The 22,672-nt window shown below is 39.6% G+C and carries 19 protein-coding genes and 2 pseudogenes; 2 read left to right on the plus strand and 19 right to left on the minus strand.

Annotation, left to right across the window (positions count from 1 at the left end; all coding sequences use genetic code 11):
* Window positions 1-510: 510 nt before the first annotated feature.
* The 16 genes and pseudogenes from CSV79_RS13275 to CSV79_RS13355 all read right to left on the minus strand — a co-directional run bounded on the left by CSV79_RS13275 (window position 511) and on the right by CSV79_RS13355 (window position 18,318).
* Window positions 511-825: a DUF3870 domain-containing protein gene (locus CSV79_RS13275; RefSeq protein ID WP_099689547.1), complete on the minus strand. Its 315-nt coding sequence runs from the start codon at window positions 823-825 to the stop codon at window positions 511-513.
* Window positions 818-2,053: an L-2-hydroxyglutarate oxidase gene (gene lhgO, locus CSV79_RS13280; protein WP_099689548.1), complete on the minus strand. Its 1,236-nt coding sequence runs from the start codon at window positions 2,051-2,053 to the stop codon at window positions 818-820. The genes CSV79_RS13275 and lhgO overlap by 8 nt, the downstream gene beginning before the upstream one ends.
* Before the next feature lie 626 nt (window positions 2,054-2,679).
* Window positions 2,680-3,736 (minus strand): annotated as a pseudogene (locus CSV79_RS17455) (ABC transporter substrate-binding protein).
* Window positions 3,711-3,938, minus strand: coding sequence for a hypothetical protein (locus CSV79_RS13295; protein WP_099689550.1), 228 nt, complete (start codon window positions 3,936-3,938; stop codon window positions 3,711-3,713). The pseudogene CSV79_RS17455 and the gene CSV79_RS13295 overlap by 26 nt, the downstream one beginning before the upstream one ends.
* 31 nt (window positions 3,939-3,969) lie before the next feature.
* On the minus strand, window positions 3,970-5,466 hold the full coding sequence (locus CSV79_RS13300; protein WP_099689551.1) for a carotenoid oxygenase family protein: 1,497 nt from the start codon (window positions 5,464-5,466) through the stop codon (window positions 3,970-3,972).
* Between the two features lie 101 nt (window positions 5,467-5,567).
* Complete coding sequence (gene fabG / locus CSV79_RS13305; RefSeq protein WP_099689552.1) at window positions 5,568-6,308, minus strand: 3-oxoacyl-ACP reductase FabG; 741 nt, start codon at window positions 6,306-6,308, stop codon at window positions 5,568-5,570.
* Between the two features lie 250 nt (window positions 6,309-6,558).
* On the minus strand, window positions 6,559-8,148 hold the full coding sequence (locus CSV79_RS13310; RefSeq protein ID WP_199171923.1) for a long-chain-fatty-acid--CoA ligase: 1,590 nt from the start codon (window positions 8,146-8,148) through the stop codon (window positions 6,559-6,561).
* A 142-nt stretch (window positions 8,149-8,290) separates the two neighbouring features.
* Complete coding sequence (locus CSV79_RS13315) at window positions 8,291-9,058, minus strand: SDR family NAD(P)-dependent oxidoreductase (protein ID WP_158232543.1); 768 nt, start codon at window positions 9,056-9,058, stop codon at window positions 8,291-8,293.
* Window positions 9,059-9,071: 13 nt separating this feature from the next.
* Window positions 9,072-10,205 (minus strand): acyl-CoA dehydrogenase family protein, encoded by a 1,134-nt coding sequence (locus tag CSV79_RS13320; RefSeq protein ID WP_099689555.1) that lies wholly within the window; start codon window positions 10,203-10,205, stop codon window positions 9,072-9,074.
* Between the two features lie 14 nt (window positions 10,206-10,219).
* Entirely contained in the window at window positions 10,220-11,068 is an 849-nt protein-coding gene (locus CSV79_RS13325) for a 3-hydroxyacyl-CoA dehydrogenase family protein (RefSeq protein ID WP_233201455.1), read from the minus strand.
* Complete coding sequence (locus CSV79_RS13330; protein ID WP_369824987.1) at window positions 11,037-12,218, minus strand: thiolase family protein; 1,182 nt, start codon at window positions 12,216-12,218, stop codon at window positions 11,037-11,039. The genes CSV79_RS13325 and CSV79_RS13330 overlap by 32 nt, the downstream gene beginning before the upstream one ends.
* Entirely contained in the window at window positions 12,215-12,991 is a 777-nt protein-coding gene (locus CSV79_RS13335; protein WP_099689556.1) for an enoyl-CoA hydratase/isomerase family protein, read from the minus strand. Before CSV79_RS13335 ends, CSV79_RS13330 begins: the two co-directional genes overlap by 4 nt.
* Window positions 12,992-13,206: 215 nt before the next feature.
* Complete coding sequence (locus tag CSV79_RS13340; RefSeq protein WP_099689557.1) at window positions 13,207-14,562, minus strand: sigma-54 interaction domain-containing protein; 1,356 nt, start codon at window positions 14,560-14,562, stop codon at window positions 13,207-13,209.
* A 227-nt stretch (window positions 14,563-14,789) separates the two neighbouring features.
* The gene (locus tag CSV79_RS13345) at window positions 14,790-15,602 is read right to left on the minus strand and encodes an SDR family NAD(P)-dependent oxidoreductase (protein WP_099689558.1); all 813 of its coding nucleotides are present in this window, start codon (window positions 15,600-15,602) and stop codon (window positions 14,790-14,792) included.
* A 100-nt stretch (window positions 15,603-15,702) separates the two neighbouring features.
* A complete protein-coding gene (locus tag CSV79_RS13350; RefSeq protein ID WP_099689559.1) occupies window positions 15,703-17,199 on the minus strand; it encodes a carotenoid oxygenase family protein in 1,497 nt (498 codons plus the stop codon).
* 108 nt (window positions 17,200-17,307) lie between these two features.
* Window positions 17,308-18,318, minus strand: coding sequence for a tripartite tricarboxylate transporter substrate binding protein (locus tag CSV79_RS13355; protein WP_099689560.1), 1,011 nt, complete (start codon window positions 18,316-18,318; stop codon window positions 17,308-17,310).
* A gap of 952 nt (window positions 18,319-19,270) precedes the next feature.
* On the opposite strand from CSV79_RS13355, the pseudogene CSV79_RS13360 reads away from it, so the two are divergent.
* Window positions 19,271-19,387: pseudogene (locus CSV79_RS13360) on the plus strand (IS3 family transposase); the annotation flags it as partial.
* A 78-nt stretch (window positions 19,388-19,465) separates the two neighbouring features.
* On the opposite strand, the gene groL reads toward CSV79_RS13360, so the two are convergent.
* Together groL and groES are read right to left on the minus strand one after the other, a co-directional pair.
* Complete coding sequence (gene groL / locus CSV79_RS13365) at window positions 19,466-21,097, minus strand: chaperonin GroEL (RefSeq protein ID WP_099689562.1); 1,632 nt, start codon at window positions 21,095-21,097, stop codon at window positions 19,466-19,468.
* Between the two features lie 59 nt (window positions 21,098-21,156).
* Window positions 21,157-21,441: a co-chaperone GroES gene (gene groES / locus CSV79_RS13370; protein WP_099689563.1), complete on the minus strand. Its 285-nt coding sequence runs from the start codon at window positions 21,439-21,441 to the stop codon at window positions 21,157-21,159.
* Between the two features lie 192 nt (window positions 21,442-21,633).
* Between groES and CSV79_RS13375 the strand changes: the two genes are divergently transcribed.
* Window positions 21,634-22,365: a CPBP family intramembrane glutamic endopeptidase gene (locus CSV79_RS13375; RefSeq protein ID WP_158232545.1), complete on the plus strand. Its 732-nt coding sequence runs from the start codon at window positions 21,634-21,636 to the stop codon at window positions 22,363-22,365.
* A 37-nt stretch (window positions 22,366-22,402) separates the two neighbouring features.
* Here CSV79_RS13375 and CSV79_RS16645 read toward each other — a convergent pair whose 3' ends face one another.
* Complete coding sequence (locus tag CSV79_RS16645; protein WP_143560583.1) at window positions 22,403-22,672, minus strand: hypothetical protein; 270 nt, start codon at window positions 22,670-22,672, stop codon at window positions 22,403-22,405.

The raw sequence follows: 22,672 nt of genomic DNA on the forward strand, positions 1-22,672 counted from the left end.
GAAGACCTTACCAAAGAATTGTTATATCCAGTCAAAGAAATAGAAAACGCCCCGAAGAATCTTTATGATCGATTCTTTGGGGCATTTTCTTTTATATGAAACAACGTGTTCATTTTTTGACGCTTACTTTTCAAGAGTAATATGATAAAGACGGTTAGATTGTTGGTGAATTTCCACCTCATAATTTTCTGTTTTTGTGGCGAACTTATTTACTTTATCTTCTGTAATATTCATCTGAAATTCCCCCTAAGTGATTTTTCATACAAAAAAAGCCAGTTAAAATAATTCCCCAAACGCCTTAGGTTTTATTTTGAAACTGGCTCCAATTTACCAACCTGCTCCGTTTTAACAGAGTCAAAGTAAATTCGACAGTAATTAATATTTATAGTTGCAAAGACTGTTTATGTTTTCGAACGGTTAATCTTAAAATAAACATATCTAAGCGACCTATAATATTAATATATCAAATAATTCAGAGTAGCGAAAATGCTATTACTACAATTTTAAACTTTAACCTAATTGGCAATAATGTTGCTCTAGATCCTTTAAAGTGGCTACAAGGCTTTTACTAGCTTTACCTTTATAATAATTCTGTATACATTCGGTAGCCTCGGTTATCTCATCCTTTAAACTAAAACCTTTTAAAAGATTCCCGACAATGTCCCTTCCGTGTTCAGTAGCTAACGTACAAGAAGCTTGGAGGATCACACCATATTTAATATCTACTTCTGCTGTAATACTTAAACTGTCAAACACATTTTTAGCAGCCATTCCTTGCGGTAATTTCGCATGGCCTGCAATGAACATCGTCTTAGAATTAAACATAAATAGTCTCCTTACGCGCCGTATCTCTTTCCAATAGATTAGATCTTTCAGATATTCTACGTACAATTTCTTTTCCTATTTCAATTGAAGCTGTAGCAGCCGGGGATGGGGCATTGCACACGTGGATAGTATTTTTCCCCATAATAATATTAAAATCATCTACTATATTTCCATCTTCACTTACGGCTTGTGCCCTAACTCCTGCTGTAGCCGGAATTAAATCCCTTTCTGTAATTTCAGGGATGAGTTGCTGCAAACTTTTGGTAAATCTTTTTTTACTAAATGACCGAGCATATTCCTCCATGCCTTCCCTTTTAAACTTGTTAGCAAGAAGCCAAAAACCTTTAAATCCTAGTACCTCGGCAAGATCCTTCCCGCTGAAGTCCGTCTTCTTATAACCTTCTCTTTTAAAGCCCAATACAGCATTAGGTCCCGCATCCACTTCTCCACCAATCATTCTAGTAAAGTGAACTCCTAAAAACGGAAATTTCGGATTAGGTACTGGATAAATTAAATGTTTAACTAGATGCCTTTTTTCTGGCACTAGATTATAGTACTCGCCTCGGAACGGAACTATTTTCATATCCGTTTTATATCCTGCAGCCAATGCAACACGGTCACTATGTAAACCAGCACAATTAATAACAGTTCTTGCCTTGAACGTTTCATTTTGCGTTTCCACAATTACAAAATCCTTTTCTTCAACTATCTTTTCAACCTTTGCATTTAGCTTAACTTCCCCACCACTTGACTCAATGATTTCTAAAAACTTCTGACTTACTTGTTTATAGTTGACTATACCCGCTTGTGGTACTTGTATTGCACCTAAACCATTAACATGGGGCTCTATTTCCTTTAGCTCACTCACACCAACTTTTTTGATATCCAATTGATTTTCAATCCCCCTTCTATATAGGCTATCGAGTAAAGGGAGTTCTTCTTTGGTAGTTGCCACTATCACTTTTCCACAAATATCATGTTCGATTCCGTGGGTCTTACAGAAATACTTCATAGATTCATTTCCTATTCTGGCGAACTCTGCTTTAAAGCTTCCAGGTTTATAATAAATACCAGAATGAATAACTCCACTATTATGGCCTGTCTGATGTGATGCAATTTCAGCTTCCTTTTCCAAAATAACTACTTTTGCGTTTGGAAATCGTTCGTATAAAGCTACTCCCGTTGAAAGGCCGACAATTCCTCCTCCAACAATTAAAAAGTCATTCATTTTATTGTCCTCCTCTCAGTAATCAATCACTTCAATCTTTTCAGACTACGCTTTCCATCTTTTAAATTTTTCCACCCTACTCTGTTTATTCCACAACTCCGCATACTACACTTTGCTTGCACTCCGATTATTTACGACACATATTTTTCTCCGACTTAAAAGATAGTTTTCATTAATTAAAAAAACAGGAATAAAAAAAACAGTTTTGTATTTATATCATTAAATACAAAACTGATTTTCTGCGTAATTCCAACGGTCTTCCGTGGTGTTTTCGTATATTAGACAGACTAAACTCAAATCTTTATAAAGGAAAATCACTTCCTATTGAATTCTATTTAAGGCGATTAGTTTCCCCTACTCATACCGATAATTTCCATGGACTCATCATAACGTGGTGTGAATTCAATATCATTTCGAGCACCCCAAATGTCATCACCAATCCATAAAGGAACGCTAACAGCCAGATCATTCAAGCGATATTGAATATCATCAAACGCTTTTTGTCTCTCTTGTTGATCAAAAATACCAAATGTTCCTTGAATCTCTTCTAATAACTTCGAATCATCATGGTAACGATATACGCCAGTTGGAGAGAAAAAGAATGATAGAAAGTTTTCTCCCTCAGTTTATGCGGCTGAGGTGAAAAAGAATAAATCGTCCATTTTTTTACTTGTCATTCTTTCCATGTAAATTCCTGCTTCAACTTGTTCGACTTTTACATTAATACCGATCTTCTCTAGTTCCCCAGCAATTGCTTGTGAAACTTGGCTGTCCATCGGGTAGTATCCATTCGTTGTATTCATCGTCAGCTTGATGTCTTCCGCTTTATAGCCAGCTTCTGCAATTAAATCCAATGCCTTTTCGGGATTGTATTCATAGCCTTCTACCTCTGTGTAACTAAGGTTGATCGGCGTCAGTAAACCTTTTAGCCTTTGACCTTTACCATTCATGACATTTTCAAGTAAAAAGTCTACATCCAATGCATAATTTATTGCTTGTCTTACTCTTACATCTTGAAGTGGCCCCTTTTTAAATGTGTTAAACTGTATTAATGTAGGTCTACCTGTTAATCCAGAAATTTTTTTCGACTCGCTATCCGATTCCACACGCTCCATTGAGTCAACCGGAACACTTTTAATTAAATCAACGTCACCGCTTAATAAAGCAGAAAGACGTGAACTGAATTCTGGAATGAATTTAATCGTAGCTTCTTTAATTGTCGGCCCATTTTCCAATAGTCCTTATTTGCTATAAGTGTTATGGATTCGCCAGCTCGCCATTCACTTAATTTATATGGTCCAGTGCCAATCGGTTTCTTAGCGGCTTCTTCAATACCCACTTCTTCTATATAACCCGGTTCTAAAAACTGAAAGTCTGTAACCGCACGATTTAGGAAATTCGCCATTGGTCTTTTTGTTACAAATTGAATTGTATAGTCATCGATAATTTTGAATTCCTCGAGATCTTTTATCAAACGTCCACCATAAGTAGAATTATTATCAGGATTCAGCATGAAATCAATAGTATATTTTACAGAATCCGCATTAAAAGGTGCCCATTATGAAATTTTACGTCGTCCCTTAATTTAAATTCCCATGTTAGTTCATCAACACTTTTCCACTCTGTTGCTAGACTAGGCAGAAAATCCCCTTTGCCGTCATAGTCTATTAGTCTGAATGACAGATCCTACACTAAAGTCTGGCGTCATACTGCCAAGTAAATTGAGGGGTTCTGCAGCAACACCGATAACAATACTATCTTTTTCATTTGAATTAACATCTTTCGCATGTTCTTTATCCGTATTCTCTGACGTATTTCCTGTACTTGCAACAAGCATAAGGCTAACAAGCAATAATAATGCGTATGTGAATCCCTTTTTAATCACACCTTCTAATATAGTTTTTAAAGGGCTCTCATTACACTCGCTCGCCTTTGATACGATCAGCTTCTACCCAACAAGCGTGCGCTCCAATCGGTATACGATGTGGAAGTATAATTCTTGCAACCGGTCCTTGTGTAATATCTTTTGCATCTAGAATCACACATTCCGAACGATTTTCTTTCATATCCGTAACTAATGTGATTAAGTATCCATCGTCCTCTTCTACTGCATTATCGCGAAGGGCTAAGTGCGCTTCACTACCACCACGGCCTTCACCATAGTAATACTCTTGTGTCGTATTTTCTTGTAAATCATATTTCTTCAAACCACTTAGCCACCAAGCAATATTCATATCAAACAATGAGTTGTAGCTGTAAGGATATTTTTTAGCAACGTACTCATTATTTACAGCCGGGAACTCAGTGATTTCATCATCAAGGAATTCTTCTTTCGTCTCCCCGGTTTTCATATTGAATATCCAGCGATACATTCTATAACGTGTCTCACCTTTATCGAATTGATTTTTCATTTTATCAATTGCATCTGCACCTTGTTTTCCCACGGCCGGCTTTCTAGGATTAAAGGTTACACAACCTTCCATTATAACCTTGTCACCGCTTTCATAACAGTTGGACAAGTGTAAGATGAAGCATGGTTTTGCTTCAAACCATTTAATATCTTTGTCTGTACCGTGACGTGGAATGATACCAAAACGGGCTGGCATATCATCGAAGAACGTTACTTTTCTCTCGCCTTTTGCAAGTAATTCAGGATCAAAGATAAATGGCAAGTCATGAAGGATTGAATAGTTTGTAGTAATTCCGAGATCATGTGGCCAACGAACACCAGGCAAGTCTATTGGAATATAATGCTTTAGCTCGTTGTCGGGTCCTACAACACCATAATGCATATACGGATATTGTTCGCTGAAGTTAAAGAACATCAACTCTCCCGTAGCATTGTCTACTTTAAAGTGAGAACAAATTCCGTCAGGAGCAATCGTCGCATTCCAAGAATCCGTGTCTGCCATATCCAAAGTAATTGGATCCAGTCGATTTGCTTCACTACATTGAGACATGGTAGCCAATAACTTACCAGCGTGTGCAATAACATCCGTACCCGCATTGTCTTTCATGGAACGCATACTTCCCCAACCTTGACGTGTGTTTAAGTGTGGCTCTAGCATTCCAGGCCATAAAGATTTCTGAGCTGCTTGTTCTGCTAAAAATCCAGTTGTACGAACAAATCGATTTCGGTATGTAGCTTTACCATTCTCGAAATGAACTGCGTGCAACATCCCATCTCCATCAAATGTATGGTAAACACCCATTGGTTCATGCACTTGGTTATGACCGTTACGTATATAAATTCCGTTTAAGTCTTGTGGAATTTCACCAATAACTTCTAAACTATCAGTTGTTGCAGTATATTCTTTGCCTACAGCAGTGAAATGATCAAGCAAGAATGGATTTGTTTCGTCCTCTGCTATTGTGATTTTTATCTCGTTTTCAACTTTAATCAGAAAAATCATCCTCCCTATTTCTCTTTTTTAATGAAATGTCGTTTAATCTGTATTCGCGCTTCTTTACTAACCTGCCACGAAAGTACAATACTTTTTATCTTCCATCTTATTTAGGAAGAGATTCCTCCATCAACATGTAGCACATGGCCCGTTATATAATCAGATTCATCGGAGGCAAGGAAAAGATAAGCATTTGCAATATCACGTGGTTTACCTAACCTCTTTAAGGATGTATTACTTATCATTTTCTCTTTTACTTGGTCAGGAATTGATTCTACCATTGCAGTCGATGTGTATCCGGGCGCTACTGCATTAACTTGAATCCCTTTGCGGCCGAGTTCTTTGGCCCAAGTTTTCGTCATTCCAATCAATGCAGACTTGCTAGCTGCGTAGTTAGTCTGTCCGATGTTTCCATAAACACCACTAATCGAGCTAGTATTAATAATCTTTCCTTTACCATTCCCTACCATGGTAGGTAATACAGCCTGGGTGCAGTTAAATACACCTGTAAGATTTACGTTTAAAACTTCCTGCCATTGCTCCATTGTCATTTTCGAGAACATCGCATCCCGAGTGATACCTGCATTATTAACAAGAACATCTATAGAACCATATTTCTCGAGAGTGGCATCAATAAGCTTTTGCACACTATCCCTATCTGCAACATTCACAGGCAAAAAAATTACTTTCCCATTTCCTTCATCCACTTCATTTACGAACTTTTCACCCGAAACATGATCATAATCAGCGACAACTACATTTGCACCTTCTTCAAGAAAACGCTCTACTGTTGCACGACCAATTCCCCCTGCCCCACCCGTAATAATCGCTGTTTGCCCTTTTAGTCTCATTTTCACACCTTGCTTTCTCATTATTATTTATTAACATACTGTTCTAATAAGATTCACGGTTAATCTTCGAAACTTTTCGATTGCATCTAATAAATGATGTGATGATTTTCACTAGTATCGCATTAACATGACAATTATAATGGAATAATCAATGCCTTCGAGCGTTTTATGTTAGTCCGTGAAATAACTTCCAGTTTCAAAACTTCTAGATGCTTCATTAAATACCTATGGCTTTAATTATTAAGGGTCATTATTTTATTTCTGGTTTAGCTAATTTTCTACGCAAAACTTTCCCAACTGCAGTTTTCGGTAATTCATCCAAAAACTCCACTTCAGACGGTAATTTATATTTCGCCATTTTATCTTTGCAAAAATCAATGATATCCACTCCTTCTAATTTATAGCCACTTTTTAAAACGATAAATACTTTAACATTTTCACCACGGTATTCATGTGGCACACCAATAGCTACCACTTCCTGAACAGCGGGATGATTAAATACGACTTCCTCGACATCACGCGGGTATATATTAAAACCACTTGAAATAATGACTTCTTTTTTACGGCTCACGATATAAAAGTAGCCGTCTTCATCAATATATGCAATATCCCCAGTATATAACCAGCCATCCCGCAATACTGCTTCAGTTTCTTCGGTCATCCCCCAATAGCCTTTCATGACTTGCGGACCTTTTATCACTAGTTCTCCTGGTTCATTAACAGAAAGCTCGTTTATCCCATCAGCTACTGACATGATTTTAGCTTCTGTATTAGGAATCGGCAGCCCCATGCTACCAGGTTTTCTTACACCATTTATCGGATTAGTATGTGTGACCGGTGATGCTTCGCTAAGCCCGTAGGCATCCACTATTTTAGCCCCTGTAAGTCTTTCGAATTGATTTTTTATTTCCACGGGCAGTGGAGCTGATCCACTGATGCATGTGTGAATACTGTCAATATTGTATTGCGATACATTTTCATCATTATTTACCGCAACATAGATTGTTGGTGTTCCCGGAAACATAGTAATCTTATACTTGTCTATCAGTTGCAATGTTTCAGTACTTTTAAACTTTCTGACGAGATGCATTGTTGATTTTAAATAAATCATATAGTTCATTGAAACCGTCATACCGTATACATGAAACAGTGGTAGCACATTCAAAAGGCGCTCCTTCGAAGGTTTGGTGTATACCCCTAAAAAGGTATGCGTTTGGACAACGTTAGCAAAAATATTGCGGTGTGTGAGCATGACGCCCTTTGAAAGCCCCGTCGTTCCACCAGTGTACTGCAAAATTGCGACATCGTTAGCGGCATCTAAAGGTACATATTCGAAATTAGTTGATTCTTCTTTGAACACCCTCGATAAACTTGTTTCACTTTTATTCGAATTACCAGTTAGCCAGACCGTTATCACCGGGGTTTCTTTCGTTACATCCAAAAATTGTTCCGCTAGATGTTCATCAATAATGAGCATTGATACGTCTGCATCTTTCAATTGGTAGTACAATTCACGTCTTGTATAAAGTGGATTATTTTGAACGACCACAGCACCTATTACGAGAACAGCATAATAACTAATGACACATTCGATGCTGTTTTCCATCATCAATGCTACCCTATCACCTTTCTTCACCCCTTTTTTCGTTAGTGCATTTGACAATTGATGAACCCGATTGCGTAATTCTGCGTATGTCATTTCACGATCACCTTCTACTAGGGCCAAATGATCTGGATTATAAGACACCGCTTCATAAAACACATCTACCATTGTTTTGTCTTCTATAACAATTTCGTGCGGAATATTTTCAGGATAACTTTTAAACCATAAAGACTGCATACCAATACTCCCCCCTTACGTATTTCTCATTGCCAAATCAATAATGATTTTTGTTTCCTCTGAAATTTCTTCCTCGAAATAAGAGCCCATGTAACTTTTGGTGCGGCAGGGAATAATACAGTACGGAAAGTGTATTTCGGGGTTATAAACCGTACGCTTTCCAGCCGCCATCGAGAAATATCGTTTCCCCTGTTATATACGATGACGCCTCGCTTGCAAGGAATATGCATGCCCCAATCATTTCGTCTGGCTTTGCCATCCTACCCATCGGAGTCCGCTGAATAACAGCTTCTTCAAATCCTACACGAGATGTCTTTAACGCTTCCATAAGTGGCGTTTCCACATATGCCGGAGCGATTGCGTTAACTTGAACACCGTGCTCAGCCCACTCTATAGCCAATGTTTCCGTGATCAGTTTTACACCTCCTTTGCTCGCTGCGTAAGCAACAGATCCTTTTAATCCCTGCACAGAAGCAATCGACGATATGTTTATGATTTTGCCAAATCCTTGTTTGATCATCACCCGGCCTGCAAGTTGTGCAAATGAAAAGACCCCTGTTAAATTCACATCAATAACCTGTTTAAAATCTTCCATAGTAAGATCGATAGCCGGTACTTTCTTGGTCATGCCCGCATTGTTAATGAGTACGTCTAGCTTACCAAATGTATCAACAGTGGTTTTGATAACACGCTCAATATCGGAGCGTATACCAACATCGCATGTCACTACTTCACAAATACCGCCGTCAGCTTTGATTTCATTTTTTAGTACAGTAAGTTCCGCTTTCGTACGGCTGCAGACAACTACCTTTGCCCCTTCTTTCGCAAATCCTTTCGCAATACTGCGACCAATTCCTCTTCCTGCACCCGTTACAATAACAACCTTATTTTTCACATCGAATAAATTCACAATATCCCCCCTGTTAATTCAATAGTTCGTTGGCGATAATTAATAATTGAATCTGATTCGTTCCCTCATAAATTTGTGTAATTTTCGCATCACGCATAAAACGTTCCACTGGGTAGTCCTGAATGTAACCATTTCCACCAAGTAACTGTACCGCATCCGTCGTCAGTTCCATCGCAACGTCAGAGGCATAACACTTTGCCATAGATGAATACAGCGGAACTTGACTATCCTGGTCTTGCAACCTTTGTCCAGATTCATAAACTAGTAAACGCGCAGTTTCTAATTTAATAAACATTTCCGATATTTTGGCGCGCGACAGCTGGAACTGATCAAGCGTTTTACCAAATTGAGTGCGCTCTTGAATATAGTTTTTTGCATAGTCGAAAGCCGCTCCCGCAATACCAAGCGCTTGTGCTCCTACCACCGGTCTTGTTTCATTAAATACTGTCATCAGAATTTTAAATCCTTCTCCTTCGCCTCCAAGCATATTGGCGATAGGCACACGAACATTTTCTAAAAATACCTCCCTTGTGACTGAACCTCTGATCCCCATTTTTTCTTCTTTTTTACCGAATGTCAGTCCTTCTGTACCCTTTTCTACAATAAAGAGCGTGATGCCTTTCGTCCGCTCTTCAGAAGTGCGCGTTACAAACACGTAAATTTCTGATTCGCCCGCATTTGTTATAAAGATTTTGTGACCATTTAAAATATAGTTGTCCCCATCCTTTGTAGCAGTTGTTTTCACACCCGCGACATCTGAACCAGCTTGCGATTCTGTAATTCCAAACGAACCGAGCACTTCACCCGTAGCTAGTTTTGTCAAATATTTTTCTTTTTGCTCTTGGGTCCCCGCAATGAGAAACGGTGCCATTGTTAGAGCCTGTGTAGACAATGCGACTGATGTAGACGCACATGCTTTAGCTACCTCTTCCACGACTGATAGATGACTGTGGAAATCTGCTCCTGTGCCGCCGTATTCTTCGGGTATATGTGCTCCGAATAATCCGTTCTCAGCAAGGATCTTTAAATTATCCCAAGGCATTTCTCCGTTTTTATCAATCTCTGCTGCACGCGGTTCAAAATGATCCTTGGCAATTTTCTTCGCTAAATCCCTTATCATTTTTCTTTCTTCTATCATTGTTGTCATCTTTTTCGCCCCTTTTAGTAATTGTAGAACCCTTTACCAGTTTTTTTACCTAAATGCCCTGCTTCAACCATCCGCTTTAGTAGTGGGCAAGGCCTGTATTTGGAGTCATTAAATCCTTCGTATAAACTTTCCGCTGTAAATAAGAGCACATCTACGCCCAGTGAATCGATTAGCTTTAACGGTCCAATTGGATGGTTTGCACCGAGCATCATTCCTTTGTCAATTTCAGCAGGGTCATTGCCCTCCATCACTAGAAATGCTGCTTCATTCAGCATCGGCACAAGCGCACGGTTTACTGTAAATCCTGGGAAGTCTTTTGCAATAATGACCTCCTTGCCAATCAACTCACCAAACTCCCGAACTTTTTCAACGGTCTCATTCGATGTGTTAATTCCTTTGATGATTTCCAGTAGCTTCATAATAGGCACTGGACTGAAAAAATGCATACCAACAACATTTTCAGGTTTTTTTGTCACACTGCTCATCGCTGCAATAGACAGCGATGACGTATTGCTAGCGATAATGGCATTATCAGGTAATAGCTCGCTTAAACTTCGGAAAACTTCCTTTTTGATTTCCATTTTTTCCGGTACTGCTTCAATAGCCAATAGGCACTTTTTGCCTGCTTCCATATTCGTCGTAAATGTAATATTTTTGATCACGGATTGTACATCTATTTCAGGATGTCTTCTGTTATACATTTTTTCGATTTGCTGTTTTGCCCGTTCCAATTGTGCCTCGCTTTGATCAACCAAAACGACCTGAACTCCGCTTTCTGCTATGACCTGTGCAATGCCCGCACCCATTAACCCCCCACCAACAATAAGCACCTTAGTAAACAATTTCGATGATTGCCGCTGCACCCTGACCGCCTCCTACGCATAATGATCCGATTCCTTTTTCCAGACCTCTTCTTTTTAATTCATGCAATAATGTCACCATAATTCGTGCCCCAGATGCGCCTACCGGATGGCCCAACGCAATTGCACCACCGTTGACATTTAGCTTTTCTTTAGGAATATTAAGCTCCATATCGACGGCTAACACTTGAGATGCAAACGCTTCATTTATTTCAAATAAATCCATATCATTAATTTCTAGTTCTGCTTTGTCAAGTGCTTGTAAGACTGCTGGGACAGGTCCAATTCCCATCATCGAAGGCTGCACACCGCAGATCGATGTTGCCACAATTTTTGCAAGCGGTTTAATATCCAGACGTTTTATTGCACTTTCGGAAACGAGCAGCAAAGCGGCAGCACCATCATTTAACCCCGATGCATTACCTGCAGTAACAGACCCTTCACTCTTAAATGCTGATTTCAAGCTACTTAGTTTTTCCAAAGACGTGCTTCTTGGATGCTCATCCGTACTGAAGTACGTACCTTTCTGCAGACCTGGAACGGGAACGATTTCTTCAGTAAAATTACCTGCCTCTATCGCTTTCATTGCTTTTCTTTGACTTTCTAATGCATATTCATCCTGCTTTTCGCGTGTGATACCATAGCGAGATACTAAATTTTCTGCTGTTACACCCATATGGTAATTTTCAATGGCGCATGTTAATCCATCATGGAATAACGCATCGACCATTCGGGGATCACCTAAACGTTTGCCCCATCTGCTATCCAGGGATAGGTGCGGTACATTCGTCATACTTTCAATTCCACCTGCTACAATAACATCACTCTGACCGCTACGAATATTATTGAAGCCTTGAATCATCGCAGCAAGTCCAGAAGCACACTGCATATCGATAGTAGCGGCCGAGCTTGTAATCGGCAAGCCTGTCTGAATACCAATTTGACGTGCAGGATTTCCTTTTAACCCATGTTTAAATACGTTTCCGATGAGAATTTCATCCACCTCTTCTTTTAAAGAAGGATTTTCATAAAATAATTCATTGACTACGATTTCTCCAAGTTGCACAGCTGAATAGCCTTTTAATGACTGACCGAAAGAACCGATAGCTGTTCTTTTAGCAGCAACAATATATACTGTTTCGATATGAATCACGACCTTCCAAAGTTTGGTTTTCTTTTTTCTGTAAAAGCATGAAGTCCTTCCCTTGCATCCCCCTTTGTAAAGAGTTGTTTAAAAGCGGTTCTTTCCAGTTCATAACCCGGAGCAAGTGCTGTATATTCCACACCTGTGATCAGTTTTTTTATCTCCTGGACGGAATGGGCACTATGGGATGCAATCTTTTTTGCCATTTCCACACTTTGCTCCCATGGATTTTCAACCCTATCGCTTACTAATCCAAATGAATGCGCTTTCTCAGATTCTATAAAATCACCTGTCAATAAATACTTCATAGCAAAAGAAGTTCCTGCTAAAGAAGCAAACTTTTGAGTGCCCCAGCCACCTGGCAATATGCCAAGCTTTACTTCCGGCAATCCAAATATAGCCTCCGATGAAGCTATACGAATATCACAGGCTAAAGCTAGTTCAAATCCTCCACCCAAACAATAACCTTCAATTGCGGCAATAAAAATGATCGGACTATTGCTCATTTTCGTATGCAATGAATTGACTCCCATTACCACTCGATCGATTTCTTTCTGATCACTTTGCAACATTTCTTTTATATCTGCACCCGCAGCAAAATTCCCCTCACTGCCCTGCAGAATAACAACACTCGTTTTATTGTCTTCCTCCAACTGATCAATTATTGCAGACATCTGCATAATTAGTTCACTATTTAATGCATTTTTAAATTGTGGACGATTTATCGTCAGCACACTTACGTATGGCACATCGTCCAAGACTGTTAGTTTAATTTCATTCAAAACTTCTTACCACCTTTCCTCACCTACTCTATTGCAATATCCATGCCAACTTTCCGATTGCTTCAAATCAACGTTTTGCTCAATAAAAATAAACTTAAATTGAAATATGGATCATTTATGAACCAATAGTGGTCTATTTTCGATTAATCAGAGTACCATAAACACCCGGTGGTTCATTTGCAAACCGCCAAAGTATAAAAAAAACCTCAAAGAGGTTATTTTTGAATTCCATATTGTTTTATTTTCCGAATTAGTGTGGAATGGCTTATTTCCAATACTTTTGCTGCACTTCTAATTGAAGAATTTGAATATAGCGCTTTTTTTATTTCTTCAACTTCAATCTCTTCTACGGCTTCTTTTAACGGACGGGCGACTTCGAAAGTGTCTATTTCTTTTGGTACAATACGGGATATTTCCTGTGGTATGTTTTTTTCAACAATATAAGGGGCTTCTGATAAAATTACAAGCTGTTCCATCATATTTTCTAGTTGACGGACATTTCCCGGCCATTCATACAGGCACAGTAGTTTCATTGCACCTTCTGAAATCCGCAATTTTTTTCCATACTTTTTGTTCAATTTATCTAAAAAGAAATTCCCCAAATGTTTAATATCTTCGACACGTTCCCTTAAAGGAGGCAACTCAATTTGCAGTACATTTAGTCTGTAGTAAAGATCCTCTCGGAATAAACCTTTTACAACCTGTTTTTTCAAATCTTTATTGGTTGCTGCAATATAGCGGACATCAAGTTGTTTTTTAGCCGTTCCTCCTACACGAGTAATTTCATTTGTCTGAATCGCACGCAATAATTTCACTTGTAAATGCAGCGGCATTTCCCCGATTTCATCTAGAAGAACAGTTCCGTGATTGGCAATTTCCAACAACCCAGGTTTACTTACATGTGCACCTGTAAAAGCCCCTTTTTCATAACCGAACAGTTCTGCCTCCATTAAGTTCTCCGGAATAGCTCCGCAATTGATTTGAATATAAGGCGCTTCTGATCGACTACTGCTGTTATGTATACTTTTAGCAATTACTTCTTTACCTGTACCTGATTCACCAAGCACCAAAACAGTTGCGTCAGTCTGCGCAACCTTTCCTACCAAGACTTTCACCTTTTGCATACTTTCCGAAACACTGATGATTCCATCTGTTTGGGTCACGCTTTTTCGAAGTCTTTCAAGTTCCAAATAGTTTATTTCAGAGTATTTCAGATGTTCATTAAAAAGAGTGTTCAATAACGTCAAATCACGGTAGTTTGCAGCATAACAGAGTATCTTGCCTTTCTCATCACGAATCGCTTTACTCGTTATAAATATTTCCTTCCCAGAAATTAGTTTTTGATAAATTGTCAAAGGATTTTTCTGCAAAATCCGTTCGGAGTGTTTGAGAATAATACCATTTTCCTGCATCTCCTCAGGTGTCTTACCTACAATCTGATCCAGCTTCATACCTGATATGACTTCTACTGCTCCATTGGCGAAAAAGATGCGGCCTTTACGGTCAGACAATATAAACCCTTCATAGCTTTGCAAAAGAGCCTGGACTAATATTTCATCTAAATTATCCAACTTTTTACCTTCTCCTTTGAACTATAAAATTTAGTTAGTATCCTACTAGTCTACTTGCCGTAGTAGTGTGTACTTTTATTCGTGATATGACTAAGTAGGGAAAGACTGATTCCTCACCATCATACTATATATAAATTTAAGATTGATGAAGTAATAAAAAATATCAAAAAGGTTACACCGAAAGTTCTATTTCAACTTTCGGGATAACCCTTTTTTCACTAAGACAATTACACTTCTTGAAATTGCTTCCATTGCCCATCTGGCGCTGCGATTTGCGGATGCCCTGCTAGGAATCCTCCATCGACTACCAGCACATGTCCATTAATAAATGTGGATTGATCTGAAGCTAGGAAGACAACACTGTCAGCAACTTCTTTAGGTGTTCCAAATCGGTCTTGCGGTGTTTGCGCTAACACCGAATCACGGTACCCTGGTATATCAAGAGCACCCGGCTTTGTAAAATCTGTTTTGATATACCCCGGGCTAACCGCGTTGACTCGAATGTTGTGTTGCGCCCATTCTACCGCAAGTATCTTTGTATAATGAGCCAAACCTGCCTTGGCTGCAGCATAAGATCCCATTTTTGAGAAAGTCGTATGCGTCAATATAGAAGTAATATTAACGATATTACCAGACTTTTGTTCTATCATTATTTTACCGACTTCCTGCGACATTCTAAATGCACCATTTAAATTAATATTCATAACGTTCATCCAGTCTTCTTCAGGGAAGAGTTCTGCTGGAGATCGTGTATTAATTCCCGCACAGTTTACTAAAACATCAATTCTTCCATACTTTTGTTTAGTCTTTTCAACAAACTCATTAACACTTTCACGCTCACTGATATCCAACGCAAATCCATCAATCTTCCCAATACTTGAAAACTCTGTGACCGTTTCTTCAACTTGTTCTTTTGTACGGCTTCCGATTACCACAGTCGCCTCTTTATCAAGAAATTCTTTGGCAATCGCTTTACCAATCCCTCTGCTTCCACCAGTAACAATCACAACTTTACCTTTTAATCCATAACTCAGTTTTATCCCCCTAGATTACCATATTATTATAATTTTAATTTATTTAATTAGTCCTTTTCCTTTAGGATAAATGTAGGCGCCTTCACTTTCATTCGAAATTATCGAACTATGAAACACGTTCGCCTTCAATACGATCTGCTTCAACCCAACAAGAGTGCGATCCACCTGGAGCACGGTCAGGTAAAATAATTCTTGCCACTGGTCCCCTTGAAATTTCCTGTGCATCGAAAATGACACATTCAGCTCGATTTTCGTTCATGTCATTCACAATCGTAATCAAGTAGCCATCATCTTCCGCCTTCGCATTAGGTCTCAAAGCTAATTGCGACTCGCTACCTGCACGCCCTTCACCATATTTATAAGTTTCGGTAGTACCACCAATTAAATCGAATTTCTTCACACCGTCTATCCACTGAGGTTTATTTGGATCAAATGTAGCGTTGTAGCTATAACGGTATTTCTTTCCTACAATTTCATTACTAACAATTGGAAACTCCGTTACTTCATCATCCAAGAATTCCTCTTTTGTTTTGCCCGTTTTTAAATTGAATCTCCAGCGGTACATGCGATAATACGTGTTTTCCTTACTGAATTGGAAGTGTTTGATCTGTTTTTCAAATGCATTTTCGTCTTGTTTACCGACACTCGGCTTTTGTGGATTAAACGATACGCAGCCTTCCATCACGATTTCATCACCATTTTCATAACAGTTTGACAGGTGAAGGACGAAACAAGGCTTCGCTTCGAACCACTTAACATCGTTATTATTACCATAACGTGGAATAACACCGAAACGAGCTGGCATTTCATCAAAAAATGTAACTTTACGTTCACCTTTCGCCAATAGCTCCGGATCGAAAATAAATGGTAAGTCGTGCAAGATGGAATAGTTTTTCGTAATTCCAATATCATGTGGCCAACGAGCACCAGGAAGATCGATTGGAACAAAGTGCTTCAGATTACTCTTTGCATCAACAACACCATAGTTCATATACGGATATGTTTCACTGAAGTTGAAGAACATCATTTCACCTGTGTCATTATCAACTTTAAAGTGGGAACATATTCCGACTGGAGCCAAGTCTACATTCCAAGTATCGGACTCGACTGGTTCCAACGTAATTGGATCTAGGCGGTTCGCATCACTACATTGGGACATCGTTGCTAATAACTTCCCCGCATGCGCAATGATGTCCGTACCTGCGTTGTCCTTCATTGTACGCATACTACCCCAACCTGGACGTGTTGCTTTATGCGGCTCAAGAATGCCCGGCCATAATGATTTTTCCGCCGCTTGTTCTGCAAGGAATCCTGTTGTTCGAACGAAACGGTTACGATACGTTGCTTTTCCATTTTCAAAATGAACCCCATGAAGCATTCCATCACCATCAAAATAATGGTATACACCGATTGGATCATGTACTTGGTTGTGGCTGTTTCGTATATAAACCCCGTTTAGATCTTTCGGAATTTCCCCGATAACTTTAAGACTGTCTGTAGTCGCTGTATACTCGTTTCCAATAGGCTTGAATACACCTTGCAGAAATGGATTTGGATCATCGTCTTTAACTGTTAATTTCACTTTGTTAGTTACTTCAATCATGTAGATAACCTCCAAATTAATTATTTGTTGCATCTGCCTTTATAACTAGTAGCGGAATCGGAGTATCATATACTAACACTTTCGATTTTGCATCTAATCCTTCATTTGTTAGTCTATTAAACCAAGCTCTTTCAGTAATTTTCCAGCAAGTTCATGCGAACGCGTTGAATCTTCCTGCGCCTCTTCTGGTCCAAGGTAATGGACGCCTAGGTAGAGATTGTCCAGGTACTCTAAAACTTCAGGATCCTCTTGCGCTTTAGAGAATGCGTCATGTAAAATAGCCAATTCCTCAGCCGGCAGGCCTTTTGGTGCTAGCAAGAAATTGACCGCTGGAAGTCCGGACTCCAAACCGTAGTCTTTCAATGTAGCAGCTGTTTCATATTCAGTATCCTCTTGCGAATACACAAACAAAGGTTTTAGTTTTCCAGCGGCAATATGTTCTACTGCATCACTTGGCATTACAACTGCTCCGTCAATATGACCACCCAACAGAGCTGTAATCCCTTGAGAACCACCTTCAAACGGAATATTTTTCAATTCAATTTCATGTTCTTTTGACACTGCAACGATATTCAAATTAGAAATACTTCCTTCTCCTGTCGTTGCATATCTGAATTTTCCAGGATTTTCTTTTGCATACGCAACTAGTTCATCGTATGAATTCCACGGTGCATCTGCCTGTACGACAAGCATTGGAATTGCTGCAGTATTTCTCAGGATATGTTGAAAGCTATCATGTGTAAATGACGCATCGCCGTAATGCGGCAAAACGCTCACATGTGAAATCGTACCTTGACCAATCGTATAGCCATCTGGTTTCGCATTCATCAATTCCGTCATCGCGATGATACCGCCGCCACCCTCAACGTTTTCAATTGTTATCGCTTGTTTGTTCGGTAAAAACTCTTCAGCGGCTTTAGCTAAAAGACGCATCTGATTATCATTAAGAGAGCCAGGTGAAAATGGAACAATTAATTTGATCGTTTTTTCAGGGAAATTAGACTCCGCCGCTACCTTTTCCGGAGATTCTTCCTCCGCTGAAGTACTTCCATCGGAGTTCGAACATCCTGCTGCAATAATTAGGAATAAAGTTAAAAATAGTAGTAAAGTCTTTTTCATTTGTACTTCCCCCTCTTAATTTTACTAACTTCAAAGCCCATTCAAATTGCATATCATGTTTTCTTGCAACACCCCCTAAAAAGTGAAGGTTTATTCCTTCAGTTTGCACTAATGATAATAATATTATTTTTAGTGTCTTTTTATCTTTAATCCGGCCCTTCAACTACCTGATTAACGGTGAGATCAAAGTGATGTTTAGAAACAGAAGTAAAAATATTCTTGTGTCGAACGGCATTTAGCTGCCTTCCGATAACCACAAGGAACAGCGTCAGATTTTCTTAGTAATTGGACTTAGTACGAACGCCATAATGAAAGTAGCCATTGGATAGCTCGCCTTGATAGAAAGAAAAGATATAGTCCCTAACAATCATACAATCTATAGATCAAAGCACTTCATTCCATACGGATGAATGATAGCGCTTTCATCCATATTTCCATATTCTAACCTCCAACCTATAAAGTTTAGGAAACTTTGAATTTATATTTTCTTCCATTTACGAAACTATTTATCATGTATGTGATTATAGTATGCAATTTTGTAAATTGCCAATATTTTATTTATTCGAAAAATTCAAACATTAAATACAGACTCCATCTTCTTTGCAGGAACTGCCCCTTAAAACAAGAGTAAATCAAAGCACGTCATAAATATTCAGAGTCGAAAAATGAATTAAAAAAAGCTCAAGGAACTAGAAAGGTAGGCTATGAAACGTAATTAGCTGTACATGAAAAATACGAGGTATCTATGAAGTCATCCGTAAACACGGACTTAAAAATTGTGTTTCAGCACTATGTAATGTAGCGAATATCAATTGAAACAGCCATTATGAGTGGATATAGATCATAGATAGACATGCGGGTCGAGAAAGTAATGATTACGAAGATTATTTTCCGAAGTGTATTTATGATGCATTAAAAGGAAGAATTAGAAAATGAGGAAGCAATGATGGTAGAAGAATTAAAAAAAATCGTTAATAAATATATGAATTACTACAACGAATCAAGGAGGCAATGGAACCTAAAAAAGATGACTCCGATTGAATATCGAAGTCATCCCATAGCCGCATAATCAGCAGCCAGTCTTTTATTGTACTGTCCGAAATTAAGGCTACGGTTCAAACCTGCGAGAGGCCCTTTAGTGCTTTTCTTACATCATGCCGCCCATGCCGCCCATACCGCCCATATCAGGCATACCGCCACCTGCTTCTGGTAGGTCTGCTACAACTGCTTCAGTAGTCAAGAACATAGCCGCCACAGATGCAGCATTTTGCAATGCGGAACGTGTAACCTTTGTTGGATCCACGATTCCTGCTTCTACCATGTTCACCCACTGGCCGTCTGCTGCGTTGAAGCCTATGCCGACTTCTTCGCGCTTCAGGCGATCGACTACGATAGAACCTTCAAGGCCTGCGTTTGTAGCAATTTGGCGTACTGGCTCTTCTAGTGCGCGTAGAACAATTTTGATACCTGTTGCTACGTCGCCTTCAGTAGATTCTAGTAATCCTTCAACTTGCTTATAGACGTTTACTAATGCTGTACCACCACCAGATACAATACCTTCTTCAACTGCTGCGCGTGTAGAGTTCAATGCGTCTTCGATACGAAGTTTGCGCTCTTTTAGCTCAGTTTCAGTTGCTGCTCCAACTTTGATCACTGCCACGCCGCCAGCAAGTTTAGCTAAACGTTCTTGTAGTTTCTCTTTGTCGAATTCAGAAGTAGATTCTTCTAATTGTGAACGGATTTGGCCTACGCGTGATTCGATAGAACCTTTGTCGCCGCTTCCTTCAACGATTGTTGTGTGATCTTTTGTTACAACGATCTTAGCAGCGCTACCTAGAGAAGTAATGTCTGCTGATTTTAGATCTAGTCCTAGATCTTCTGTAATTACTTGTCCACCAGTTAGGATCGCAATGTCTTCTAGCATTGCTTTACGACGATCACCGAAACCTGGCGCTTTTACTGCTACCGCGTTGAATGTACCGCGAAGTTTGTTGACGACTAGTGTAGCTAATGCTTCACCTTCAACATCTTCTGCGATGATCAACAATGGCTTACCTTGCTGAACAACTTGCTCTAGTACTGGAAGGATTTCTTGGATGTTACCAATCTTTTTATCTGTGATCAAGACGTATGGATTCTCTAGAACTGCTTCCATTTTGTCCGTGTCTGTTGCCATATAAGCAGATGCATAGCCACGGTCGAATTGCATACCTTCTACTACATCTAGTTCTGTAATGAAACCTTTAGATTCTTCGATTGTGATAACGCCGTCGTTGCCCACGCGCTCCATAGCTTGCGAGATCAACTCGCCGACTTCTTCATCTCCAGATGAAATAGACGCTACTTGTGCAATTTCCTGTCTGCTTTCGATTTCATCGGAAACTTCTTGTAGGCCCTCAACTGCTGCGATTACCGCTTTTTCGATTCCTTTACGGATACCGACCGGGTTTGCGCCAGCTGTTACGTTTTTAAGACCTTCGCGGATCATTGCTTGTGCTAGGACTGTTGCTGTTGTTGTACCGTCCCCAGCAATTTCATTCGTCTTAGAAGCAACTTCTGCCACGAGCTTTGCGCCCATGTTTTCGAAAGCGTCTTCCAATTCGATTTCTTTTGCGATTGTTACGCCGTCATTTGTGATTAATGGTGAACCAAATTTTCGCTCTAGAACAACGTTACGTCCTTTTGGTCCGAGTGTTACTTTTACAGCGTCTGCTAATGTGTCTACACCGCGTAGCATTGCGGAACGTGCATCTTCGTTAAATTTAAGTTCTTTAGCCATTGTAAATGATTCCCTCCAGAATTTTCGTTTTAATTTAATTCGTTTTTTATAACGGTCGATTAACCGATAATTGCTAGAATGTCGCTTTCACGCAAAATCAAGTATTCTGTGCCTTCATACTTTACTTCTGTACCTGAATATTTAGAGAAGATGATGCGGTCACCTTCTGATACTTCTAATTCAACACGCTGTCCGTTCTCAAGAACACGGCCTGTACCTGCGGCAATTACTTTACCTTCTTGCGGTTTTTCTTTCGCAGAGTCCGGTAATACAATGCCGCTTGCTGTTTTTTCTTCTGCTTCGATTAATTCGATTACGATACGGTCACCTAGTGGTTTCAACAAAATGAAACAACCTCCTCAAGATAATAGATAATTTTTGAATTTCTTAGCACTCAATAAGAGTGAGTGCTAATACATTTCTTATCTTAATAAATTCCACATTTAATTGCAAGTAAAAGCTTTCGACATTTTTTTTGCCAAACGTCTTTTTTCGCGCTAAAATGGTCATCATGTATGATAGAAAGGTTGTGCACCGTGAAAAACTGGCTTGTTGCGTTAATCATCTTTGCCACGTATATTCTGCTACAAATGACTAGCATCTTGCTTGCACCTGAGATGATTTACTATTTCACCGGTAAGGGCTTGGCCGAATCAGATGCTGTGTCGAACGGTTTTGCTTGGACATTGTTCATTACTCAAGGGATTGCTTCAATCGTAATCGGCATCATCTTGTGGAATAATAAAAAATTCATTCCTGTCTTCAAAGGGAAAGCAGCTGGTTTCGGAAGCGTTGTACTTTGGGGTGTTCTCGGATTCTTCTTGGCAATGGCCGGACAAATTCTAGGTGCTGCGATTGAATCGATGTTTGGTGTGACAGCAGGTTCCGAAAATACGGAACTGCTTTCGGGTATTGCGAAAGCAGCTCCGATCTTAATTTTCCCAATGGTCATTTTCGCTCCGTTCCTTGAAGAAGTTGTCTTCCGCCGTATTTTATTTGGCGGCTTGTACACAAAGACAAATTTCTTGATCGCGGCGATTTTCAGTGGTGTCGTCTTTTCGTTAGTACACGGCGAACCGCAACACTTGCTCATGTATTTGATGCCTGGTCTTGCGTTTGCATTTATCTACTATCGAACAAAACGTTTGCTGACACCCATAATCGCCCACTTCCTTATGAATAGCTTTGTTACTGTGGTTCAATTCAATGCGGACAAACTGCAACATTTACAAGATATGCAGCAGAGTATCATACTATTCCTACAATGATGAAATAAGTTGTGAATTTAAAAAGTACTGAGAACATTTATCTGTTCTCAGTACTTTTTTGTTGGGTGGAGATGTGGGCTATGAGCGTCGGGACACTGTCTATGAGCGCAAAGCCGCGATCTATGAGCGCGAGAACACTTTCTATGAGCGCGGGGGCACGGACTATGAGCGCGGGGGCACTTTCTATGAGCGCAGAGCCACGGACTATGAGCGCGAGAACACTTTCTATGAGCGCAGGGTCACGGACTATGAGCGCAAAGCCACAATCTACGAGCGCGGGGACACATTCTATGAGCGCGGGCACCAT

The sequence above is a fragment of the Sporosarcina sp. P13 genome (assembly GCF_002743055.1).
Lineage (GTDB): Bacteria > Bacillota > Bacilli > Bacillales_A > Planococcaceae > Sporosarcina.

Excerpts from the sequence above, each read along its gene's own strand:
- fabG (WP_099689552.1), bottom strand. The coding sequence starts at position 6,308 with ATGAGACTAAAAGGGCAAACAGCGATTATTACGGGTGGGGCAGGGGGA.
- CSV79_RS16645 (WP_143560583.1), bottom strand. The coding sequence starts at position 22,672 with ATGGTGCCCGCGCTCATAGAATGTGTCCCCGCGCTCGTAGATTGTGGC.
- CSV79_RS13275 (WP_099689547.1), bottom strand. The coding sequence starts at position 825 with ATGTTTAATTCTAAGACGATGTTCATTGCAGGCCATGCGAAATTACCG.
- groL (WP_099689562.1), bottom strand. The coding sequence starts at position 21,097 with ATGGCTAAAGAACTTAAATTTAACGAAGATGCACGTTCCGCAATGCTA.
- lhgO (WP_099689548.1), bottom strand. The coding sequence starts at position 2,053 with ATGAATGACTTTTTAATTGTTGGAGGAGGAATTGTCGGCCTTTCAACG.
- CSV79_RS13355 (WP_099689560.1), bottom strand. The coding sequence starts at position 18,318 with ATGAAAAAGACTTTACTACTATTTTTAACTTTATTCCTAATTATTGCA.
- CSV79_RS13350 (WP_099689559.1), bottom strand. The coding sequence starts at position 17,199 with ATGATTGAAGTAACTAACAAAGTGAAATTAACAGTTAAAGACGATGAT.
- CSV79_RS13310 (WP_199171923.1), bottom strand. The coding sequence starts at position 8,148 with ATGCAGTCTTTATGGTTTAAAAGTTATCCTGAAAATATTCCGCACGAA.
- CSV79_RS13320 (WP_099689555.1), bottom strand. The coding sequence starts at position 10,205 with ATGACAACAATGATAGAAGAAAGAAAAATGATAAGGGATTTAGCGAAG.
- CSV79_RS13300 (WP_099689551.1), bottom strand. The coding sequence starts at position 5,466 with ATGATTTTTCTGATTAAAGTTGAAAACGAGATAAAAATCACAATAGCA.